The organism is Nonomuraea sp. PA05 (genome assembly GCF_008086045.1).
Classification (GTDB): Bacteria; Actinomycetota; Actinomycetes; order Streptosporangiales; family Streptosporangiaceae; genus Nonomuraea; species Nonomuraea monospora.
This window is the reverse complement of the sequence record NZ_VSEY01000033.1, coordinates 75,901-96,930: the sequence shown is the minus strand read 5'-3', so window position 1 is coordinate 96,930 and position 21,030 is coordinate 75,901. Positions and strand designations below refer to the sequence as shown.

General features: G+C 71.0%; 16 protein-coding genes. 4 read left to right on the top strand and 12 right to left on the bottom strand.

The window, feature by feature from the left end:
- The first annotated feature begins 76 nt into the window (after positions 1–76).
- From FXF51_RS61240 to FXF51_RS41085, 3 genes are all read left to right on the top strand, one after another.
- Positions 77–232: a hypothetical protein gene (locus FXF51_RS61240; protein ID WP_187414850.1), complete on the top strand. Its 156-nt coding sequence runs from the start codon at positions 77–79 to the stop codon at positions 230–232.
- A gap of 192 nt (positions 233–424) precedes the next feature.
- Entirely contained in the window at positions 425–2,323 is a 1,899-nt protein-coding gene (locus FXF51_RS41090) for a tetratricopeptide repeat protein (RefSeq protein ID WP_148440176.1), read from the top strand.
- Between the two features lie 148 nt (positions 2,324–2,471).
- Complete coding sequence (locus tag FXF51_RS41085; RefSeq protein WP_316247660.1) at positions 2,472–6,800, top strand: MFS transporter; 4,329 nt, start codon at positions 2,472–2,474, stop codon at positions 6,798–6,800.
- Positions 6,801–6,898: 98 nt separating this feature from the next.
- Here the strand turns inward: FXF51_RS41085 and FXF51_RS41080 are convergent, their stop codons facing one another.
- The 10 genes from FXF51_RS41080 to FXF51_RS41035 form a co-directional block, all read right to left on the bottom strand.
- Positions 6,899–7,732 (bottom strand): DivIVA domain-containing protein, encoded by an 834-nt coding sequence (locus FXF51_RS41080; RefSeq protein WP_148440174.1) that lies wholly within the window; start codon positions 7,730–7,732, stop codon positions 6,899–6,901.
- Positions 7,725–8,804 (bottom strand): globin domain-containing protein, encoded by a 1,080-nt coding sequence (locus tag FXF51_RS41075; RefSeq protein WP_148440173.1) that lies wholly within the window; start codon positions 8,802–8,804, stop codon positions 7,725–7,727. The genes FXF51_RS41080 and FXF51_RS41075 overlap by 8 nt, the downstream gene beginning before the upstream one ends.
- A gap of 94 nt (positions 8,805–8,898) precedes the next feature.
- Entirely contained in the window at positions 8,899–10,089 is a 1,191-nt protein-coding gene (locus tag FXF51_RS41070; RefSeq protein ID WP_148440172.1) for an ABC transporter permease, read from the bottom strand.
- On the bottom strand, positions 10,086–10,751 hold the full coding sequence (locus tag FXF51_RS41065; RefSeq protein ID WP_148440171.1) for an ABC transporter ATP-binding protein: 666 nt from the start codon (positions 10,749–10,751) through the stop codon (positions 10,086–10,088). The genes FXF51_RS41070 and FXF51_RS41065 overlap by 4 nt, the downstream gene beginning before the upstream one ends.
- Entirely contained in the window at positions 10,748–11,848 is a 1,101-nt protein-coding gene (locus FXF51_RS41060) for an efflux RND transporter periplasmic adaptor subunit (protein WP_148440170.1), read from the bottom strand. Before FXF51_RS41060 ends, FXF51_RS41065 begins: the two co-directional genes overlap by 4 nt.
- Positions 11,845–12,366, bottom strand: a complete 522-nt coding sequence (locus tag FXF51_RS41055) for a hypothetical protein (RefSeq protein ID WP_148440169.1) — start codon at positions 12,364–12,366, stop codon at positions 11,845–11,847. The genes FXF51_RS41060 and FXF51_RS41055 overlap by 4 nt, the downstream gene beginning before the upstream one ends.
- Positions 12,363–13,136 carry an ABC transporter permease gene (locus tag FXF51_RS41050; RefSeq protein WP_148440168.1) on the bottom strand — a complete coding sequence of 258 codons (774 nt, stop codon included), beginning with the start codon at positions 13,134–13,136 and terminating at the stop codon, positions 12,363–12,365. Before FXF51_RS41050 ends, FXF51_RS41055 begins: the two co-directional genes overlap by 4 nt.
- A 2-nt stretch (positions 13,137–13,138) precedes the next feature.
- Positions 13,139–14,026, bottom strand: coding sequence for an ABC transporter ATP-binding protein (locus tag FXF51_RS41045; protein WP_148440167.1), 888 nt, complete (start codon positions 14,024–14,026; stop codon positions 13,139–13,141).
- Positions 14,023–15,498 carry a MinD/ParA family protein gene (locus FXF51_RS41040; protein ID WP_222871680.1) on the bottom strand — a complete coding sequence of 492 codons (1,476 nt, stop codon included), beginning with the start codon at positions 15,496–15,498 and terminating at the stop codon, positions 14,023–14,025. The genes FXF51_RS41045 and FXF51_RS41040 overlap by 4 nt, the downstream gene beginning before the upstream one ends.
- A 61-nt stretch (positions 15,499–15,559) precedes the next feature.
- Positions 15,560–16,156 carry a response regulator gene (locus tag FXF51_RS41035; RefSeq protein WP_148440166.1) on the bottom strand — a complete coding sequence of 199 codons (597 nt, stop codon included), beginning with the start codon at positions 16,154–16,156 and terminating at the stop codon, positions 15,560–15,562.
- A gap of 280 nt (positions 16,157–16,436) precedes the next feature.
- Between FXF51_RS41035 and FXF51_RS41030 the strand changes: the two genes are divergently transcribed.
- Positions 16,437–19,181 (top strand): AfsR/SARP family transcriptional regulator, encoded by a 2,745-nt coding sequence (locus FXF51_RS41030; protein WP_148440165.1) that lies wholly within the window; start codon positions 16,437–16,439, stop codon positions 19,179–19,181.
- A 7-nt stretch (positions 19,182–19,188) separates the two neighbouring features.
- On the opposite strand, the gene FXF51_RS41025 is transcribed toward FXF51_RS41030, so the two are convergent.
- Together FXF51_RS41025 and FXF51_RS41020 are read right to left on the bottom strand one after the other, a co-directional pair.
- A complete protein-coding gene (locus FXF51_RS41025) occupies positions 19,189–20,094 on the bottom strand; it encodes an ABC transporter ATP-binding protein (protein WP_148440164.1) in 906 nt (301 codons plus the stop codon).
- Between the two features lie 202 nt (positions 20,095–20,296).
- Entirely contained in the window at positions 20,297–21,028 is a 732-nt protein-coding gene (locus tag FXF51_RS41020; RefSeq protein ID WP_148440163.1) for a hypothetical protein, read from the bottom strand.
- Positions 21,029–21,030: the final 2 nt, after the last annotated feature.

Here is a 21,030-nt window from a genome sequence, read left to right as displayed (position 1 = left end):
GAAGCGTTAATCGGTGCGTCCAGATGAAATTCCGGTTTACGGGCGGCCGGAAACCGGGCCGGGGACAGGAGACTGCATGGGCGGCGAGCATGCCACTGGCGTCATCGACGTGGACGACGAGACCCTGGAAGACCTCAAGAACCTCGATCTCCCCGTGGTGGAGCGGGCACTGCAGCGCATCTTCGCGCCGAGCGAGCCGGAGGGCCTGCAGGGCTTCCAGTCGGCGCCCTGATCCGGCGTCCGGGAAGGTGCCACTACGGGCTCGTCCGCTGCACGTTGTCCATTGACACGGACGCCGCCAGGGGATGCGCGGTACGGTGAGGGCAGGGTTATCCATCTGCAACTGACCGGCGATGCTTTGCTAATCCAGTGAGGCGATGGTGGACGAATTGTTCAATCCCTACACAAGGCGGCGGAGCGTGGCATGACTTCCAGCGGCAAGGGTCTGGCACCGTTCGTCGGGCTGCAACCATTTCGCCGCGAGGACATCGCCAAATTTCACGGGCGCGGTGGCGAGATCGGCGAGCTGACCGAACGCTGGCAGAACAACCGGCTCACCATCCTGCACGGGTCCGCGGGAGCCGGGAAGACGTCACTGGTCGCGGCCGGGGTGCTGCCCAGGCTCGACCTGTCACGGTTCGACGTGCTGCCCGTGGGCGGGGTGAGGCGTCCGCCCTTCGTGCCCGTGGCGATCGACCCCGAGGAGGGCGACCCGCACGCTCTCGCGCTCCTCGCCTCCTGGTCGCCGTACGAGAACCCGCTGCGCTTCGCCGGCCTGACCATCTCCTCCTACCTGCGCTGGCACCACTGGAGCCCGGACGGCCGCCCGATCATGGCCGTACTCGACCAGGCCGACGAGGTCTTCACGGCTTTCCGCCGGCCGCCGCGTGACCACCCCCACCTGCTCGACCAGCTGAGCGACGCGCTCGCCTCCGACGACCTGCCGCTCCGGCTGCTCGTCGTGGTCGGCGACGAACAGCTCGAATCGCTGCGGCGGCACGACGGCCTGCGCGCCCACATGGATGAGGACACCTTCTTCCGGCTGCTTCCGATGAGCCCGGACGCCGCGCTGGAGGCGTGCTGCCGTCCGCTCGAAGCGATGGGCCACGTGTTCGAGCCGGGCGCGGGCGAGACGTTCGTCGACCGGCTGCGGGGCGCCGGCGCGGACCTGTCGGCCACCGTCGAGCCCTTGCACCTGCAACTGGCCTGCACCGCGCTGTGGGACTCCGTACGCGACCGCTCCGCGCCCATCGGCACCGACGATCTGATCGACGTCGACGACGTGCTGGGCAGCTTCACGCATCGAGTGATCAACGAGGTGGCCCGCGACCACCTCAGGGGGGACGCGGACAAGCTGATCGCGCTGTTACGGCCGATCGCCCGCCAGGACGACACGTGCGAGGAGCTACCGCAGCGGGTCGCCCAGTCCCTGACCGAACGACATGTGCTGCACGCCGGCGAGAAGTGCCGCTACGAGATGCCGGGCCGGCTGGTGGAGCCCTTTCTGCGCCGCGCCGCCGGCGTCCCGGCCCCCATGGTGGCCGACCGGCTGGCCGAGGCCGCCTTCGCGCTGCACCGGGGCTGGTTCGACGTCGCCGAACGGTACGCCCGCGAGGAGATCGGCCAGCGGCCCGGCAACAGGTCGCGGGCGCGGGCCGAGTCGCTGCTGGGGGATCTGGCGTACCTGCGCGACGACGTCGACACCGCGCTGGAGCATTACCGGCTGGCGGCCCGCCACTACGACGCGACGCCGGGGTCCGATCAGATCGTCGCGACGTATCTGACCGCCATCGGCCGGATTCTGCTCGATCGCGGCGCCTATCAGGACGCCGTCGCCCAGTTGCAGGCGGCGGCCAGGCGCAGCAGGGAGCCCGCCATCCAGACCGAGCTGGCGTGGGCGCTGTGGTACGTCGGCAGGGAGAGCGGGGCGGTGGACGTCCTCGACAGCGCACTGCGCCAGAGCGGCGAGCGGCCCGAGATCCTGCGGGCCCGGGGCGAGATCCTCTCCGACCTGGCCAGGCCCGAGCGCGCCCTGAGCGACCTCGGCAAGGTCAAGCCGCACGAGCAGCCCTCCACCCAGGCGGCCTACGCCCTGGCGCTGGCGCTGAGCGGCGACGTCCGCAAGGCGGTCGAGGCGGTGCCCCGGCTCGACGTGGACAGCGACGCGGCGACGCTCTTGCGTGCGGCCCGGGTCATGAAGGAGGCGGGGCGCGACTCGGAGGCGTCGAGGCTGGCGTGCCGGGCGCGGGAGAGCAGGGGGAGGCGGCCGCTGCCGCCCCAGCTGACGGAGGCCGCTGACCGGCTTATCGGTACTACTGCCTGACCGAAAATGGCCCAGCGTTTGTAACAGGCGCTACTGGAGTTGCTCTATTATCATAATGTGCCTCGGTTCTCAACCGTGTGCCATTGGGAATCAGAGGCCGCCAACGTCCGTTTCGTGATAAAGCGGTCACGGGCGTGGAGCGGGCTTCGTGGGTTATTTTAAAGACAATTCGCCCTTCGTGTGGTCCTGGGCGGGATCGACCTTGTCCATGCTGGGCAGCCGTACCATCGGGGTGACCTACCCACTGCTGGCGTACGGCCTCACACAGTCCCCCACCTCGATCGCCTGGGTCATGTTCGCATCCACGGTGCCCGGTTTCCTGTGGTACATCCCGGCCGGCGTGTGGATCGACAGGCTGGGCCCTCGCAGGGTCATGGTGTGGAGCGAGCTCCTCCGTGGCACGCTCGTCGCGGGGCTGGTGTTGTCGCTGGTCACAGGCGGTTTGACGCTCGAATGGCTGCTGCTCGTCGCGCTCGTCGAGGGAACGCTGTCCGTGCACTCGTCGGTTGCGGAGACGGTGCTGATCCCCTCCATGGTCAAGCCGGACAAGGTGGAGAAGGCCCTGGCTTTCCATGAGGCGTCCGTGCACGGCACGGTTCTGGCAGGACGTTCCCTGGGAGGCCTGCTACACGGAATTAGCCCAATTGTCGCATTTGCTACGAACGCAGTGATGCTTTTCGGCGCCGCGGCGACCTTGAGCCGAGTGCCTCGCGATATCACGGCCAAAGGAAGGCCACTGGGCGGGCTTTTTGGGGAGATGTGGGATGGTCTGACCGAATTGCGGAGAAATCGGTTCCTTCGTTCCGCGACGCTCACCACGGCATTCATCAATTTCATGGTTCAGGGCATGATCGTGGTATTCCTGTCGGAGGCGACGAACGCCCGCCTGCCCTCCGCTCTCGCCGGCACCATCCTGGCCGCGTCCGGTGTCGGCGGCGTCATCGGGGCGATCACGTCACTTCGCCACGGACGGACCGATCGGCGGCTCCGGCACCGGCCCGTCATGCTGCTGCATCTGTGGGCGTGCACGGCGGCCATGGTGATCCCGCTCGTCTTCCTGCAAGTCTGGTGGTCGTTCGCGGTCGCGCTGCTCATCATCGGGCTGGCCGGAGGGCTGAGCAACGTCACCCTGCGCACCGTGCTCAGCCAGGCCCCGCTCGACCGGGTCGCCCGCGTGGCCGGGGTGTCCCGCCTGGGCAGCTACAGCGCCGTAGCGCTCGGGCCGCTGCTGGCGGGCCTGCTGGTCGGACGGGTCGAGACCTGGGAAGCGCTGCTCATCCTCTGCATCCCGGTGGGCGTGCTGGCTCTGGCCATGACGATGAGGCCGGGGCTCAGGAGCGCCCTGGTGTCCGTGCCGACCGTGGAGGCCACCACGCTGGAGCTGGAGGCCGATCTGCGCAACGCGCAGGCCGCCGTGAGCACGGCGGAGGTCGCGCTGGGCAGGGCCCGGGTGGCCCTGCCGGACGATTGCGCTGACCAGCAAGCCGCATCTCGAACTGTCGTCGCATGCCGGCCGGTGGTGGCCGATACGGCGTTGGGCACCGATCAGACCACGACGAGGAGACGCCGTTCGCTGCTGCCCTCGGGCCTCACGGTGATCGTCGGCCTGGGCGTCATCGTGGTCGTGGTCCTGGCGCTGGCCAGGCCGACGCAGGGCCTCTCCGTCACGGACGCCAAGGCGGCGCCGGAATTTCTCGACGAAAGCCAGCTCTCCATCCCCCTGGAACGCCTGCCCACCGGCGCCTGGCCGGTCATCGTCGTCAATCCGGGCCCTGCCGCCGATGTCGAGGTGCGCGTCGCGGGACCCATCGCCGACGCGATCGCGCTGCACGGCGGTGGCCGGGCCCGCGTCCCGGCCGGAAGCACGGTGACGTTCACTGTCGTGCGCGGCACGCGGCCGCATGCAGGCAGCGGCCAGCTCGTCCTCATCTCGGGGGCCGGCGTCGACCGGTTGCGGGTGGCCGTCACGACGCAGCCCTCCTTCCTGGCGCGCTACCCGTTCGTGCCGGTCGTCGCCGGCGTCCTGCTGCTCCTGGGCATCGCGGCGGCCCCGCTCACCTGGTGGCGACGGCGGCGCGCGCGGCCCGGGGAGGAGCGCGAGCGACCCCGGGCGGAAGGTTCGCGTCCCCGGATCGAGCACGCGGCGCCCGGGGACGAGGCGGCGGCGGCACGACGCACCCCCGGGCCTGCCGGGCCTGCCGGGCCTGCCGGGCCTGCCGGGCCTGCCGGGTCGCGGGGTTTCACGCACAGCGACGAGCCTGTGAGGGGTGACGAGCTCAACCGCGCGGCCTATGTCCACCAGCTCGCCGCACTGGCCCGCGAGGCCACCCCTCCCATGGTGATCGGCGTGTTCGGCGAATGGGGCACCGGCAAGACCTCGATGTTGCTGCAGCTGCGCGAGCAGCTTGAGCAGGACGCGCCCAACTGCGCCCATGTGTGGTTCGACCCCTGGCGGCATCAGCACGAGGACAACCCGGTGCTGCCGCTGCTGCACGCCATAGTCAACGATCTCGACTTGCAGGACAGGGAGAACGTGCGCAGGACCTTACGGACGATCTCCGACGTGCTCGGCTCGCTCGTCCTGTCGGCCACGTTACGGATCAACCTGCCCGACGTGCGCAAGTCGATCGCGGACTACGACGCCGAGCACTTCCGCATCCGCTCGGAGCGCACGCGGCTGGATGAGCACCTCGGCGCCCTCATCGAGACCGCGCTGGCCGCGCACCGCAAGGAGCGCCTCGTGGTGTTCGTGGACGACCTGGACCGCTGCGACGCCGACCGGATCACCGGCCTGCTGGAATCACTGAAGCTGCACTTCAACCGGCCCAACTGCGTGTTCGTGCTGGGTGTGGCCAAGGCTCCGCTCATCGCGGCCGTGCGGGAGAAGTACAAGGACGATTCGGTGGGCGACTACCTGGACAAAATCATCCAGTTCCCCTTCGAGATGCCGCGGATGTCACCGGCGGACTTCGCACGATTCCTGGACCGCTTACTCGCCGGCACGGACATCGAACCCGCGGGCGGCATGCTGAAGTGCGCGTTGCCGCGCAACCCACGCTCGATCAAGCGCTTCGTCAACGTTCTCATCCTGCAGGACCGCGTCGCGAGAAGAACGCCTCCCGACCGCTACGACGTCTCGATCCTGGCAGCCGTCCTGCTGCTGAGGGACAGGGCGCCGGACACCTACGCACTGCTCATGGAGGAGCCGGCGCTGCTACGCCGCCTCGCCGAGACGACCGAGGCCCCTGAGGACTGGGGCGCGACCGTGACCGGCATCGCGGGTGAGCTACGCAGGATCTCGGACAGGGTGCCGCAGGACGCGAGCTCCTACATCGACCTGGTCCGCGACTCGCCCCAGCCCAGCGACCTCATCGCCGCGGAGTCGCAGGACGACGGGCAGCCGCCGGTCGCGTCCTGGCTCAGCCGACAGGAAGAGCTCCCGCTGCGAGGGCCGTTGGACGACCTGGCCGGAGCGGTCCGCGCGCAGGTGGACCGCCGGGTCGGCGACGACGGCCCGCTGATGGACCCGGTGGTCCGCTACGACGGCGAGGACACGCCGCGGGTCCGGAACCTGGACGAGATCCTCGCCCTGCGGACCGGCAAGTTGCTGCTGACCGGCGCGCCCGGGATGGGCAAGAGCGTCCTGGCGGCCAGGCTGGCGCGCCGGCTGTCGGAGCGGCGGGGCGGCCACGTGCCGGTGTTCCTGCCGCTCGCCGACCTGGAGGTCGAGCACTTAGCCCACGAGCGGGCATTGCCGGATGATGTGGTGCTGATGCATGAGCGGGCGCTGACGCACGCGCTGGTGGCCGCGTACGGGGTTTCGCTCGCCAACGCCAACGCCATGCTGGTGCGGCGGCGGCTCATCTTGGTGCTCGACGGGCTGGAGGCGCTGGCCCCGGACACGCGCGAGCAGTTCCTGCGGTGGGCCGAGCACACACAGCTCGATGTGATCATGACCGGCAGGACCGCCGCGGTGGCCGGGTTCGAGGCCGTGGAGGTGATCGGCGTGGCGGCGGCCGAGGCACGCAGGCGACTGGAGACACTGCTCGCCGCCCGCCAGGTCGAGCCGGACCGCTTGCTCGGGCTGACCTCCGAGCTGCTGGGTTCGCCCGCGCTGCTGGCGGTTCTCACCAGCGCCCCGGCGTGGATCGACGACCTGCCGCAGGAGCCGGTGCCCTTCGTCCCCTGGTTCGCCGACCGATCGCTGGCCGCGACGGCGGCGGCCGGATTCGACGCCGGCGCGGTGACCGGCGGGTTGGGCGAGATCGCCGCCGAGATGACAAGACGGCGGCTGGACACGTTCCGGGGCGACGACCAGGACGTGCGGACGATCATGAGGCGCGTGCACGTCCGCGCCATGGACGTGTCGCCGCTGCTCACCGCCGCCGCCGGGGCGGGGTTGCTGCGGCAGTCCGAGCCGGGCGTGTTCCACTTCGTCCATCCGCTGCTTCAGGAGCACCTGGCGGGGCGGCACTGACGGTCGGCCCCGCGTGGCGGCATTACTTCTGCCCGCGGCGCGGACCCCGCCGGGACGGCCCGGCGAGATCCGCGCCGTCCACGCGAAAGCGAGGCCCTTCAGTCGGGAAGATCGGGCGAGCCGGGCGTGGGCGGCATGCTGATGCCCTCCGCCGTCTCCCACTCGTCAAGGTTCATGAGCAGCAACTCGAAGTAGTCCCGCAGCTTGCCGCGGTACTCCTGGTTGGCGGTGCGCAGCCGGGCGGCCTCCCGCTCCCAGTTCTCCGTCCCCGGAGCGGCCTGCTCCTTGCTGAGCAGCTCGGCCCTGCGGTAGCGCGCGTCTTCGACGAGCTCTCGCGCGTACCGCTGAGCGTCCTGAATGTACTGGTCGGCGGTCTGCTGGGCCTGGGAGAGCAGTTGGGCGGCGTAGACGTGCGCCTCCTGCATCCGGCTGGCCACCGTCTGCGACTCCACGTGCCCCTGCTGCTCCACCCGCGCGAGGCCGGTTTCCCGCCGCGTCGGTGTCGCGGGCGTGGCGGGCGCGGCAGGGGTGGCCGGGGCGGCCGGGGTGATGGGGCCGTCGGGCTGGGGCGCGGGGATGGCCGAGGAGTCGGAGACGTAGCCGCGCAGCAGTTCGACCTCGGCCGCGAGCGCCTTCTTCTCCTGGGCCAGCCGGCTCAGCTCCTCCTCGACCTGATCGAGGAGATTGTTGACCTGGTCCTCGTCGAGGCCGCGGCGCCCGAGCGGGGCGCGGCGGAAGACGACGGCCCGGAGCTGGGCGGGGGTGAGCCGTTCGGCGGGGTGGTGGTGGCCGTTGGAGGAGGCCGCGCGCGGCTCGTCCCACTGCGGCTCCTCCCACGGGGCGCCGGTCGTCTCGCCGGGCTCCGACCATCCCGTGTTGCCGTCCTGCTCCTGGGCATATGTGGCGTGAAACTGTTCCACCGGGTCATTCATGAACGAACCTCTGTGACGGGGTGATCTTGCTGGCGAACCTTTCCAGGCGGATCCGGTTGTCGCTGAAACCGTTTCCGCGCAGGATCTCGACGGTGCTGTCGACCATGGCGGGCGGGCCGCAGACGTAGGCGTCGTACGCGTCCCACCGGCCGTATCCGGCGATCACTTCGCTGACCGTTCCCGAGGCCGCCAGCTCCGGCTTGTGGATGTCGGAGAGGGCGGCCCTGACGTTGAGCCAGGAGTACTTCTCGGACCAGGTGCGCAGGATGTCGAAATCGTAGAGCCCGTCCGGTTCGCGGGCTCCGACGAACACCGAGACCCAGGGCGGCACCGGCAGCCGGGTCACGTGTTCGAGGATGGCTTTGATCGGTGCGAAGCCGGTGCCGCCGGCGACCAGCAGGAGATTGCGGCCGGTGGTGGGGTTGAGGGTCAGGGTGCCGATCGGCGCGCCGAGGCGGACGAGGTCGCCCTCCTGGATCTCGCGCACCAGAGTGGCGCTGACCGCGCCGTCTGCCTTGACGTGGATCTCGATGGTGTTGTCCTGCCGGGGCACGTTGGCCATCGAGTAGTAGCGCCACAGGTTAGGCCACCGCGGCACTTCGAACGGCGCCGACTGCCCTGGCACGTAGGGGAAGGGCGTGTCGACGAGCAGGCGCAGCACGGCCGTGTCGACGGCCCTGCGTTCGTGGCTGATGACCTCGGCCGTCCACCGCGCGGGCCGTTTCATCGCGTCCTGCCTGGCGCCGTCCGCCAGCACCGCGGTGAGCGCGGTGAGGAACTCGCGCCATTCGCGTTCGAGGTCGTCGTCCCACAGGTTGCCCGAGAAGCGGTGCATCGTGTTGACGACGCTGGCGCACCAGTTCGCGTAGTGCTCGGCCTGCACGCCCATCTTGCGGTGGCTGCGGGCGAGCTGGTGCAGGTAGGGCGTGATCTCGTGCAGGGCGCCGGCGTGTTCGACCGCGAACGCCAGCGCCTCCATCAGCCGTTCCCGCTGGTTGCGCATGTTGACGGGGAACAGCTCGCGGTAGCCGGGGACGTTCAGGAAGAGGTCGGAGAACAAGTACAGCGGCACGCTGTCCCCGTATTTGGCGACCAGTTCGAAACTGTCTCTGAGTCGGGTGAAGTTCAAGCTGATCCCCCAGTTGACGTTTGTCGGTGCACGCGAGTCATTGGGCCGCCAGCGCCACTGTCGGAGGGACACGGGCGGCGCGGAGCGCGGGATAGATTCCGGCCAGCGCGCCGATCACCACGGTCATGCCGAGCCCGCCGCCGAACGCCCACATCGGCACCACCGTCGGCAGCGTGTTGAACTGCGCGTAGCCGAAGGTCGCCAGCGAGCCGAGCAGCACCCCGGCCCCGCCGCCGAACAACGACAGCAGCAGCGCCTCCACCAGGAACTGGTCGCGTATCTGTCCCCGGGTGGCGCCGAACGACCTGCGCAGGCCGATCTCCCTGCGCCGCTCCAGCACGGCGACCACCATCGTGTTGGCCACGCCGACCCCGCCGACGAGCAGGGCGACCGCGCCGAGCCCGAGCATCAGCCCGGTGAACGCGCCCGCGGCGGCGGCCTTGGCCTTCAGCACGTCCGACGGCCGGCTGACCTTGGCCTCGTTCGGGCTCTCCGGGCTGACGGTGCGGGCCAGCATGGCGCGGACGCCCTCCACCGCCGCGTCGGTCGACCGTTCGTACACGGTGGTGGGGTGGCCGTCGTGGTCGAGGTACTCCTTGGCGGCGGGGAACCCCATCAGCGCCGACCGCTCGATCTCCTCGGCCAGCGGCATCTTCTCCAGCACGCCGATGACGGTGAACCACCGGTTGCCGATCCACACCTGGCCGCGCGGGATGACCAGGCCGAGCCGTTCGGCGGCCACCGCGCCGAGCACCACCACGGGCTGGCGTTCGGTGGCGGCGTTGAGCCAGGTGCCGTGGCGTACCCTGCCGTCGAGGGTGGCCAGCAGGTCGAGGTCGGCGGCCTGCACCGTGATGCCCAGGGAGATGCCGTCGGGGATCAGGTCGTTGCGGCGCACGGTCGTGCCGGTGTCGGCGGTCTGGCCGGCGTTGGTGACGCCGTCGAGGCGTTTGACCATGGCGGCGGCGTTCTCCGGCAGCTTGACCGAGTCGCCGAAGAGGCTGTCGCCGGGCGAGACCCTGAGCAGGTTGGTGCCCAGCTCGTCGAGCTGGCGCAGCAGCTTCTCCTGGCTGGAGGCGGAGATGCCGACGACCGTGACCATGGTGGCGATGCCGATCGCGATGCCGAGCGCGGCCAGGATCGCCCTGGCGGGCCTGGCGCGCAGACCGGCCGTGCCGATCCTGGCCAGGTCGGTCGGCCGCAGCCGGGCGGGTCGCAGCGTCGTCATGAGACCTCGGATCTGACCAGCCCGTCGCGGACGCGCACGCGACGCGGGCAGGCGAGCGCCACCTCGGAGTCGTGCGTGATGATCGCGATGCTGATCCCCCGTGCGTTCAACGTCCTGAACAGCGACAACACCTCTGCCCCTGCCTCGGAGTCGAGGTTTCCCGTCGGCTCGTCGGCCAGCAGCAGCGGCGGCCGGCCCGCCACCGCGCGGGCGACCGCCACCCGCTGCATCTGACCGCCGGACAGCTGGTACGGCCGGTGCCCCAGCCGGTGGGACAGCCCCACCAGGTCGAGCGCCGCCGCCGCGCGTTCCCTGCGCTGCCGCCTGGACAGGCCGCTGTAGAGCAGCCCGTCGGCGACGTTGTCGAGCGCGGTCAGCCCCGGCGAGAGGTGGAACTGCTGGAAGACGAAACCGATGTAGCGGGCGCGCAGCGCGGAGAGCTGGCTGTCGGACAGCCGGCTGACGTCGTGCCCCGCCACCCGTACGGTGCCCGCGGACGGGCGGTCGAGGGTGCCGGCGATCTGCAGCAGCGTGGACTTGCCCGAGCCGGACGGGCCGACGATGGACAACATCTCGCCTCTGCGGATGGTCAGGTCCACGTTGCGCAGGGCGTGCACCCGGCCGTAGCTCTTGCTGACCCCGCGGATCTCCAGGATGTTCATCGGCCCGACACCGTGACCTTCATGCCCTCGGCGAGCCCTTCGGCCTCCACCTCGACCCGGCCGTTGCCGAACGCCCCCGTCTTCACGTGCACCCGCCTGGCCGACCCGTTCGCGTCCACGACCTCGATGCCGTAGCCGCCCTCCGGGACCGCCAGCAGGGCCTCCACCGGCACGGTGAGCACGTCCTCCGCGCGCTGCCTGGTGAGCTCGACGGTCACCGGCGCCTCGTCGAGCGAGCCCGCCGCCTTCGCCGAGACCGAGATCTCCACCTCGACCGTGGCGCCCTTCTCCTGGTTGTCGGAGCGGTCGGCCACCGTGGCCACCTTAGCCACCTTGCTGATCTTGCCGCTGACGTCCTTGCCGCCGGCCATCTTGACGGTGACCTTCTTGCCCTTCTTGGCAATGTCCTGCTTGTCGGCGTCCAGGTTGATCCGGACCAGCCGGTCGGTGGAGGTGACGTCCAGAATGGGCCGTACGGAGCCGACCTGGTCGCCCACCTCCACGGCGATCTTGCCGACGCGTACCGACTCGGGCAGGAACACCACGTCCGCCGGCGTCACCTCGCCGTCGCGTTCCATCCCGTTCTTCTTCTGCCACCGCTTCACGGCGCGTTCCGTCGCGTCGGTGAAGCGGTTGTCGACGGTCACGCCGCGGGCGTGACCGAGTGCCCGCAGGTTCTGTTCGAGCTGCTTGACGTCCGGGCCGCGCTTCACACCGTCCTTGAGCGTGCGGTACGCGGGGATCTTGCCGTACATGAGGACGCGGGCCCGGCGGTCCACGCTGTAGAGGCTCTTGCCGCGCTTGATCTCCTTGCCCTCCGCGGGCAGGCCGGTGATCGTCCCGGCCGCGGCGGACTTGATCGTACGGCTGTCGGCGTAGGTGAGCTTGCCGTCCACGCTCTCCTGGTCCACCAGGTCGCCCCGGGTGATCGTCTCGGTGGCGGCGGAGACCGGCCGCGCGGTCGGCGTGGGTTCCGGCTTGGCCTGCGGGCCGGTGCCGAACAGCGCCGCCGAGGCGAACACGCCGCCCGCGGTGACCGCGCTGCCGACGGCCGCGGTGCCCAGCGCGGCGACGACGCCCTTGAGCCGCCCGTTCATCCGGTGCCTCCCTGGCCGGGCAGCAGCTTGACGCAGATCTGCGCCGCCTTCTGCAGCTTGGGATCGTTCGGGTCGAGGCTCTGGTTGACCGCCGGCGGATCGGGCATGTCGATGCCCTGCTCACGCATGCAGCGGGCGTACTTGATGATCGCGTCCCTGGCCTTCGGGTCGTCGAAGGGGTTGGGGATCTGCGAGGTGTACTCCTCGCAGGCCTTCATCGCCCGCTGCAGGGTCGCCTGGTCCCCCTTGTACTGGTACGTCTTGTCCTCGGGCGATCCGGGGTCGGGCACGTCGATGCCCTGCTCGCGCAGGCACTGGGCGAGCTTCAGCAACGCGTCGTCGGGATCGACTGTGGCGGCGGGCTGCGCCTGCTTGGCCGGCCCTGCCTGAGTCTGCTTGGCCGCCTGCGCGGGCGGGGTGCCTGCGATGGCGATCGCGATGGGGTGCTGCTCGTCCCGCGCGGCGCACCCGCCGGCCAGCAGAGCGAGCGCGACCACGGCCAGGGTGACCGCTCTCATTTCGTACCTTCCCAGTTGAAGACGCGCCTGGTCACCAGGTTGACGACGAGGGCGGCGGCGACCAGCGCGGCCGCGGCCGGCCAGGTCTCCGACAGCCGCCCCACGTACGCGCCGAAGACGAAGTCGTTGAGCTGGGCCAGCGGGTTGACCGTGGTGACCTGGTAGAACCACGGCGCCACGCCCTCCCAGCCCTCGCGCGGCACGCCCAGCCCGCTGCCGAGGAACAGCAGCAAGAAGCAGAGCGGCGCGGCGATCCTGGCGCCGGCGCGGGGCATCCGCAGGCCGCCCAGCAGCAGCCCGGCGCTGACCGAGCAGTAGGTGACCACCAGCAACGCGGCCACCAGGCTCAGCGGCTGCCAGGTGCGCGGTGGTCCGTAGAAGGCGAACGTGACGGCCATGAACAGCGCCGTGGACGCCGCCACCAGCACGACGGCCACGACCGCCTGCGCCATGATGTACGCCCCGTCCCGCATGGGGCTGCGCCGCAACCGGCCGAGCAGCCCCGTGTCCCGCATCTCCGACAGGTGCAGGGTCAGCACCAGGATCCCCGCCGAGGCGGCGACCGTGCCGGCCATCTCGGGCAGCAACCGGTCGATGACCCTGACGCCCGGCATCGCGCCGAACTCCAGGGCCGGGAACGAGAAGCCGATGAACAGCATCAGCGCGAGCAGCATCGCGAACGGCAGCGCGAGCACGGCCAGCAACGCGAGCGGCGTGCGCACCAGCAGGGCCAGTTGCGCGCGGACGAGGGTCCAGACTGTGGCTGCCATGCTCAGGCCTCCAAGGCGGCGGGTTCCGGCACGGCCGACAACGTGAGATAGGCGTCCCTCAGCGTGGGCCGGCGGATCGACCAGACGCGGTCGCCGCTCATCGGCGCCAGCTCCTGGATGGCCGCCTCCAGCGCGGGGCGGGGGCCGTACAGGTAGGTGGCCGCGGCGCAGGGCAGCACGCGCACCTCAGAGAGGCGGTCCACCCGCAGGTGCGGCGGCACGCTCAGCACGTGCACCGAGCCGAGCAGCCCGATCAGCCGCGCAGGGCTGCCCTCGGCCAGTACGCGGCCGTCGCGCAGCAGGACCACCCGGTCGGCCAGCCGCTCGGCCTGAGCCAGGTCGTCGAGCAGCACGCACACCCCGCCGTAGCCGGAACGCAGCTCGTCGATCACGTGCTCGACCCGGTTCTTGCCGCCCTCCTTGAGCCCGCCGGTCGGGTCGTCGAGCAACACCAGCTCGGGATTGCCGACCAGGGCCAGGCCGATCATGACCAGCCTGCGCTGGCCGTCGCTGAGCACGCCGAAGCGCTTGGCCATCAGCGGCTCCAGGTCCAGCAGGTCGATCAGGCGGCCGGACAGGCCGCGCGTGCCGTACAGGCGGGAGAAGAGCCGCACGGCGTCGCCCACCCGCATCCGGTCGGGGAGCCGTTCGCCGCGCAGGGCGGCGCCCATGCCTGCGGGCCGCCGATCTCCCGGGCCGACCGTCGCGCCGAGCATCTCGATCTGGCCCGCGTCCGGCTCGGCCTCGCCGGCCAGGCACGCCATCAGCGCGCCCGCGCCGTCGCCAGGCGGGCCGACCACGCAGACGACCTCGCCGCGCCCGACCGTGAAGGACACCTCTTCCAGCGCCGGCGACAGGGCCAGGTCGGTGACGTTGAGCAGGGCCGTCATGACGCCGCCCCGGCGTTGAAGCGGTCGGCGATGGTGGCGGCCACCTCCAGGTACATGTCCCTGGTGGACGTGCGCAGCAGATCGAGATCCACCTCGGAGCCCTGCTCCAGGTGCGGGTCGAACGGCACGCCGATCACCGCGCGGCAGCGCTGGGTGAAGTGCTCCTTGAGCTCGGTGACGTTGACGGCGTTCCTGCGCGGGTTCTTCACCGCCGACAGCACCACGACGGCGCTGACGGCCAGGTTGCCGTGCCCGTGGGCCTGCAGCCAGTCGAGGGTGGCCGAGGCCGACCTGGCGCCGTCCACGGTGACCGGGCTGACCAGGACGATCTGGTCGGCCATGTCCAGGATCGCGCTCATCGCCGAGTGCAGCATGCCGGTGCCGCAGTCGGTGATGGCGATGGAGTAGAACTGCTCCAGGATCTGCGCGACCGCGCGGTAGTCATCGGCGTTGAACGCCTCCGAGATGGCCGGGTCCCGGTCGGAGGCCAGCACCTCCAGCCGGGAGGGGGCCTGGGAGGTGTACGAGCGCACGTCGGCGTAGCGCCAGAGGCCGCCCCGGTCGTTGAGCAGGTGCCGCACGGTGGCCGGCGACTCCATCCTGAGCTTCTCCGACAGCGTGCCGCGGTCGGGGTTGGCGTCGACGGCGATCACCCGGTCGCCCCGGTTGTGCGCGAGCGTCGAGCCCAGGCCGATGGTGGTCGTGGTCTTGCCGACCCCGCCCTTGAGGCTCATCACCGCGACCCGGAAATGGCCGGCGGTGACCGGTTGCCTGATGCGTTCGATGAGTTCCTGGCGGCGGCGTTCGGCCTTGGAGTCGCCGAGGTGGATGAGGCCGCCGCTGAGCGTGTGGATGGCCTTGCGCCAGCCTCCGGTGGGCGGGCGGCGTCTGGTGCGCAGCAGCCGTTCCGGTCGCAGGCTCTCCGCGGTCGTCCCCGCCACCGGCGTGCCGAGGTCCCCGCCGCTGCGGGGCGGCGGAAGGAGCGGCGCTTCCTGACCGCTCGGGGACGGCGTCTCCTGGCCGCTCGGGGGCGGCGGGAAGACGGGGGTTCCTGCGCCGTTCTGGAGCGGCGGGAAGAGCGGCGCCCCAGGGCTGCGCGGCGGCGGGAAGACCGGCACGTCACGCGCGGAAGGCTCCCAGACCGGCTGGCCGAGCGGGTTCGGCGGCGCCTGGAAGGCGTTCAGCCCCGGCGGCGGCTGGATCGGGCCCGGCGGCGGGCCCACGCTGGGCCTGCCTGACCGTTCCGGCGGGTCGCCCGCCGCGAGCTGCCCCGCCTGCCGGCCGTCGCCCGCGTCCGGCTCCCACCACTGGGGAGGTTCGGGAGGCGGGCGTTCCACTCCCTTGGCCACCCCCTTGGGCAGCCCCTGAGGGGGCTTCGGCGGCGGAAAGCGTATGGTGCGCGTGGCGTCCGGATCCACGTTGAGTTCTTCCCCGTTGACTTCCACCGTGACCTCGTCGTCCTCGCCGTGCATGATCCACCCGTTCGCGATCGCTACGTTCGGTCGTCGGAATGCGGCACAACCGGCCCGGCCGTCACCCGGCTGGGGCGGCTCCCCCCGTCCCGTATGCCGTGAACCAGGCCAGCGCGGTCGCCCTCAGCGCGCGGAACTCGGCCGTCCGCACCGGACCGGCGCCTCCGGGCGGACGCGGCAAGCCGCGCTCGCCCCCGGAGCCGGAGTCCCGCGAGGCGGCGGGAAGCCGTGAGAGCGGGTCGTCCCCGGTGGCCATGGAGGCGACGGACAGTTCCGTGTCCAGGTACCGGCCACCGGCGGCGACCTTGCGGATCGCCGATGCCAGTTCCTCGGCCGGCGCCTCCTTGCCGAGGAAGCCCCGCACGCCCACGGCCATCGCCCTGCGCAGGTAGTCCGGCCGGCCGATGCTGGTCAGGACCACGACCGCGCAGTGGGCGCCGATCCGCGGAGCGGCGGTCAGGCCGTCCACCCCGGTCAGTTCCGCGTCGAGCACCGCGACGTCCGGCCGATGCCGGCCGACCGCCTCGGCGATCTCATCGCCATGGCCGGCCTCCGCGACGACGTCGATGCCCTCCTCCATGGCGAGCAGGGTGACGAGCACCCGCCGGATCTGTTCGTCGGCGGCGAGTAAAACGCTGATCGGCGACGCGGTAGGCATACGACGAGTCTGACTCTGCGACATTTGCCCCGGTAGGAGCCTAAGTCATCGAGAGGATGTGACATCTATCATGCGGCTAATGTCGCAAATAGGGATTTTTCACGCATTAGGGGATAAATAACCGGACACCCCTTGCAAAGGCCCCTCAATTTATGGCAAGCCGAAAGTATGTTGCAAGTGGGATCAGTCACACTCGCGATGGCCACGATCAAGACGCCCACCAACCATGACGAGCTGTCTGTACGACTGATCGGAAGCGGCAAGGAGGCAGGTGCAGTTGATGCACTTCGGAATCCTGGGGCAACCGGCCATCTGGCGGCAAGACGACGAGATCAGGCTGACCACCCGCAGGTCACGAGCGGTGCTGGCGCACCTGCTGCTGAGCCCTGGTCACTCGGCCTCGGCCGAGAACCTCATGGACGCCATCTACGGCGACAACCCCGCCAAGAGCGCGCGGAACCAGGTCCATCGCGGGGTCGGCGAGCTGCGGCGCTGCGGCGTCACCATCGACGTGCAGGACAACGTCTACCGCCTCGACGCCACCCCCGACGCCATCGACGCCTTCGTGTTCATGCGCATGTACGACCAGGCCGGCAGGCAGACGAGTGAGGGCGAGCACGCCAAGGCCGCCGAGACCCTGGGCGCCGCGCTCAAGCTGTGGCGCGGCCCCGCCCTGTCCGGCCTGGACAGCGAGGCGTTCCTGACGGAGGCGGCGCTCTGGAACGAGCGCCGGCTGGCCGCCGTCGAGGCCCGCGTGGACGCCCTCCTCGTGCTCGGCCGCCACCGCGAGCTGATCGCCGAGCTCCAGCACCTGACGGACCAGCACCCCTTGAAGGAGCGCTTCCACGCGCAGCTCATGATCGCCCTCTACCGCTCGCACCGGGCCAGCGAGGCGCTGCAGGTCTTCACCGACTTGGCGGAGCGGCTGCGCGGCGAGCTCGGCACCGATCCCAGCCCCGCGCTGAGCGACCTGCGGCTGCGCATCCTGCGTCAGGACGTGGTGCTGGACTCGGCGGACCTCGACGCCGACGTGCCGCGGCAGCTTCCCGCCCGGCCTGGCGTGCTGCCCGGCCGCGAGGGCGAGGTACGGGGGCTCGTCGAGGCGCTGACCGAGCGGCGGACCAGCCCGCTCGTGGTGATCACCGGCTCGGCCGGCGTCGGCAAGACGGCGCTCGCGCTGGAGGCGGCGCACCGGGTGTCCGGCGGCTTCCCCGACGGGCAGTTATTCGCCGACGACCTGGGCGACCCCGCGCAGGTGCTGGCCGGCTTCCTGGTCGCACTCGGTGTGGCGGCCGAGGAGGTCCCGGACGGCGCGGGGGCGCGTGCCGCGCTGCTGCGCAGCGTCCTGGCCGTGCGCCGGGTGCTCATCGTGCTGGACGGTGTGACGGAGGCCGGGCAGGTGCTGCCGTTCCTGCCCGGACGCTCCGGCTCTGCCGTACTCGTGACCAGCGGCTTTCCGCTGGCGCTGCCTCGCGACACCGTCACGGTCGACGTCGCCGCGCTGGACGACCGTGCGGCCAGGGCCTTGCTGGCGACGGGGGCCGGGCCGCGCAGGATGCGGGCCGAGCCCGCGGCGGCCGACCAGATCGTACGCTTGTGCGCGGGGCTGCCCGCGGCGCTGAACATCCTGGCGGCCAAGCTGGCCGCCCGGCCGCAGCTCAGCCTGCAGCGCCTGGCCGACCGCCTCGCCGAGCCGTCGCGGATCATGGGCGAGCTGCGGCACGGCGGCGAGGGCATCATGTCCACGCTGATGCGCGGCTACCACGAGCTGCCCCCGAAGCCGCGCTCGCTGCTGCGCAGGATCGGCTACCACGGCATCCCGGAGATCACCACCACGACGGCCGCCGCGCTCGCCGACGTCTCTCTCGACACCGCCGAGGTCATGCTGGAAGAGCTGTCCGAAACCCATTTCGTCAAGCCACTTGCAAGCGGCTTCCGCTACCGCTGCCACGAGCTGATACTCGGCTTCGGCCACGCCCGCGCCAGGGCCGAGGAAGACCAGCGCGAGCTGGACGCGGCCGTCGATCGGGCCTTCGGCGCCTGGCTGGCCCTGACCGACGCCGCCCACGAGTCGATGCGCGGCAAGGACGGCTCCATCCCGCGCGGCACCACGCCCCGCTTCCGCCCCACCGGCGTGCCCGCCTGGACGGGGCAGGGCTCGGCCTGGTTCGAAGCGCACATCGACACCCACGTGGCCCTGGTACGACGGGCCGCGTCCAGGCCGGAGACCTGCTGGGAGCTGGCCGTGGCGCCGCTGGCGCTCTTCGAGGGCGGCGCCCATTTCGACAAGTGGCTGGAGTCACACCAGATCGCGCTGGCCGGCGTCGCCAAGGGGGCGAACGTCCGCGGGCAGGCGGTGCTGACGTACTCGCTGGGTTATCGCGCGCTGCTGGTGGGCGACCACATCGGCGCGGCGCGGCAGTTGCGGGAGGCGCTCACGCTCTTCCAGCGGCTGGGTGACGAGCAGGGCAGCGGGCTGACCCTCAACCTGATCGGCGACCTGGACCGGATGCACCACACGCCGGCGACCGCGCGGGAGACCTACCAGGAGGCGGCCGCGGCGCTGCATCGCAGCGGCGACGCGATCGCCGAGGCGGAGTCGCTGGTGGGGCTGGCGACGGTGTTGCAGAGCACCGGTGACGAGGCCGGTTCGCAGAGCTGCCTCGATCGGGCGCTCAGCCTGTGCAGGGAGGCGGGCAGCCTGCGCAGCGAGGCCAGGATCAGGCGGGCGGTGGCCATGCACGCGACCAAGGCGGGCACGCCGGAGAAGGCCTGCCCGGAGCTGATCGAGGCGCTGGAGATCGCCATTCACATCGGCGACCGGGTGGTGCAGTCCGACATCCTCCTCGATCTGGGGACGACCCGGATCCTGCTGGGCGACCCCAAGGCCGCCTTCGACGACCTGGCGACCGCCGAGGAGATCGCCAGGGCGGCCGGGATGGAGCGTACGGCCCGCCGCGCGAAGCTGGCCCGCGCCTTCATCAACGGCGGTGGCCTGGGCATCCACCCCGCCCCTCGAACCTGATCCGGGGTCAGTCCTGCTCGGTGTCGGCCGGGAGGTTCGTGGCGGTGGTCGAGACCATGTGCGGGCCGCCCTCCTCGGTGAGGGCGAACAGCGCGATGCCGGCGTCGCGGGCGACCCTGTCGAGCTGGGCCGAGACCAGGCCGCTGATCAGGAGCCGCTGCCCGTTGATCTCCAGAACCTGACCGCCGGCGCCGTTCACGGCGGTGGCGAGCTCCTGCGGCTGGTCGGACAGGACGCTGAGGGTGTGGGGCTGGTACCGGTCGACGAAGGCCGCGGCGGAGCCGCTGCCCACGATCTCGCCCTGCGCGATCACGACCAGGTCGTCCACCAGGTCCTCCAGCTCGGCCAGCAGATGGCTGGCGATGAAGACGGTGCGGCCCTGTCTGCGCAGGTCGCGCAGGACGTCCTTGATCCAGGTGATGCCCTCGGGGTCGAGGCCGTTCATGGGCTCGTCCAGAATGACGATCTCCGGATCGCCCGCCAGGGCGATGGCCAGCGCGAGGCGTCGCAGCATGCCGGGGGACAGTGAGCCGGAGCGGCGGCCGGCCACGTCGGCGAGGCCGACCTTGGCGAGCAGTTCCTCTGCGTCGGCTGTCGTGCCGGCCAGCCGGGCGGCCCAGCGGACGCTGTCGGCGGCCGATCTGGAGGGGTGGGCGCACTCGCCGTGCAGCACCGCGCCGGCCTTGCGGGCGGGGACGGGCCATTCGTGCAGGGGTTTGCCGTCGATGAGCGCGGCGCCGGAGGTGGGGCGGACGAGTTCGAGGAAAAGGCGGAGCGTCGTTGTTTTGCCCGCGCCGCCGGGCCCGAGAAAACCGGTGACGGCGCCGGCCCGCACCGAGAAGCTGACATTCTTCACGGCCTCGATCGAGCCGAATCGTTTCGTGAGGTTCTCCGCCTGCAGAATCGCCCTCATGCGCGACGGAACCCCGCTTCCTCTGCGACGGAGGCCGGGACGTCAAGACGCCGGTCAAGCGCCGCAATTCCCCGTAACAGTGCGATTACCAAGACAAAGTTGGTTTTGGGCACATATAAACACCAAGGTCAACATGGTGTCAACACCGGGGAACGGCCAGGGGCCGCGCGACCTCGGGTGAGGTCGCGCGGCCCCGTCACGATCAGCCGAGGTCACGGCGCTCGTGGAGGTACAGCGCCAGGCCCGCCGCGATCGCCACGTACAGGGTGAACATGCCGAGCCCGGGCAGCGCGCCCAGGCTGAGGTTGGCCGCGGCGGCGCCGACCGTCTTGAACGGCAGGAACGCCACCACCTCCGCCGGGATCGTGTAGACCAGCACCGCCTCGGCGGCCAGCGCCCAGATCAGCAGCGCGGAGATGGCTCCGGCGGTGTTCCTGAGCAGCATGCCGACCGCCGCGCCGAGCACGGTCGCCAGCGGCACGGCCACCAGGTGGGTGAGGATGAGCATGAGGCCGTCACCGGCCATCGGGTCGAACCGGCCACCCGCGGTGATCAGCCCGCCCACCCAGGCCGCGGCCAGCGCGATGATCGTGACGACCAGCGCGACGGCGGCCGCCGCCGTGAACTTGGCGGCCACGACCCGGTTGCGCCAGGGCGCCATGACCGAGGTGATGCGGAAGGTGCCGCTGCGCATGTCGCCGGTCGCGATCAGCACGCCCAGCACCAGCATCGCGTAGATCACCACCTCCATCGGCAGCGTGATGACCTGGACCGAGGTGCCGAGCCCGGGCACGTTGCCCTGCGCGTCGACCGAGCCGCCCACGATGGCGCCCCCGATGCCGGCCACCACGATGGCCGCGACCGCGGTGATCAGGTAGCTGCGCAGGGTACGGAACTTGATGATCTCAGCGGACAACAGATCAGCGAAACCCATGG

Bases quoted from the DNA above. Each gene is read 5' to 3' on its own strand.
- FXF51_RS41045 (WP_148440167.1), bottom strand. From the start codon at position 14,026: ATGACGGCCCTGCTCAACGTCACCGACCTGGCCCTGTCGCCGGCGCTG.
- FXF51_RS41020 (WP_148440163.1), bottom strand. From the start codon at position 21,028: ATGGGTTTCGCTGATCTGTTGTCCGCTGAGATCATCAAGTTCCGTACC.
- FXF51_RS41035 (WP_148440166.1), bottom strand. From the start codon at position 16,156: ATGCCTACCGCGTCGCCGATCAGCGTTTTACTCGCCGCCGACGAACAG.
- FXF51_RS41050 (WP_148440168.1), bottom strand. From the start codon at position 13,136: ATGGCAGCCACAGTCTGGACCCTCGTCCGCGCGCAACTGGCCCTGCTG.
- FXF51_RS41090 (WP_148440176.1), top strand. From the start codon at position 425: ATGACTTCCAGCGGCAAGGGTCTGGCACCGTTCGTCGGGCTGCAACCA.
- FXF51_RS41030 (WP_148440165.1), top strand. From the start codon at position 16,437: ATGCACTTCGGAATCCTGGGGCAACCGGCCATCTGGCGGCAAGACGAC.
- FXF51_RS61240 (WP_187414850.1), top strand. From the start codon at position 77: ATGGGCGGCGAGCATGCCACTGGCGTCATCGACGTGGACGACGAGACC.
- FXF51_RS41070 (WP_148440172.1), bottom strand. From the start codon at position 10,089: ATGACGACGCTGCGACCCGCCCGGCTGCGGCCGACCGACCTGGCCAGG.
- FXF51_RS41040 (WP_222871680.1), bottom strand. From the start codon at position 15,498: ATGCACGGCGAGGACGACGAGGTCACGGTGGAAGTCAACGGGGAAGAA.
- FXF51_RS41055 (WP_148440169.1), bottom strand. From the start codon at position 12,366: ATGAGAGCGGTCACCCTGGCCGTGGTCGCGCTCGCTCTGCTGGCCGGC.
- FXF51_RS41025 (WP_148440164.1), bottom strand. From the start codon at position 20,094: ATGAGGGCGATTCTGCAGGCGGAGAACCTCACGAAACGATTCGGCTCG.
- FXF51_RS41065 (WP_148440171.1), bottom strand. From the start codon at position 10,751: ATGAACATCCTGGAGATCCGCGGGGTCAGCAAGAGCTACGGCCGGGTG.
- FXF51_RS41060 (WP_148440170.1), bottom strand. From the start codon at position 11,848: ATGAACGGGCGGCTCAAGGGCGTCGTCGCCGCGCTGGGCACCGCGGCC.
- FXF51_RS41080 (WP_148440174.1), bottom strand. From the start codon at position 7,732: ATGAATGACCCGGTGGAACAGTTTCACGCCACATATGCCCAGGAGCAG.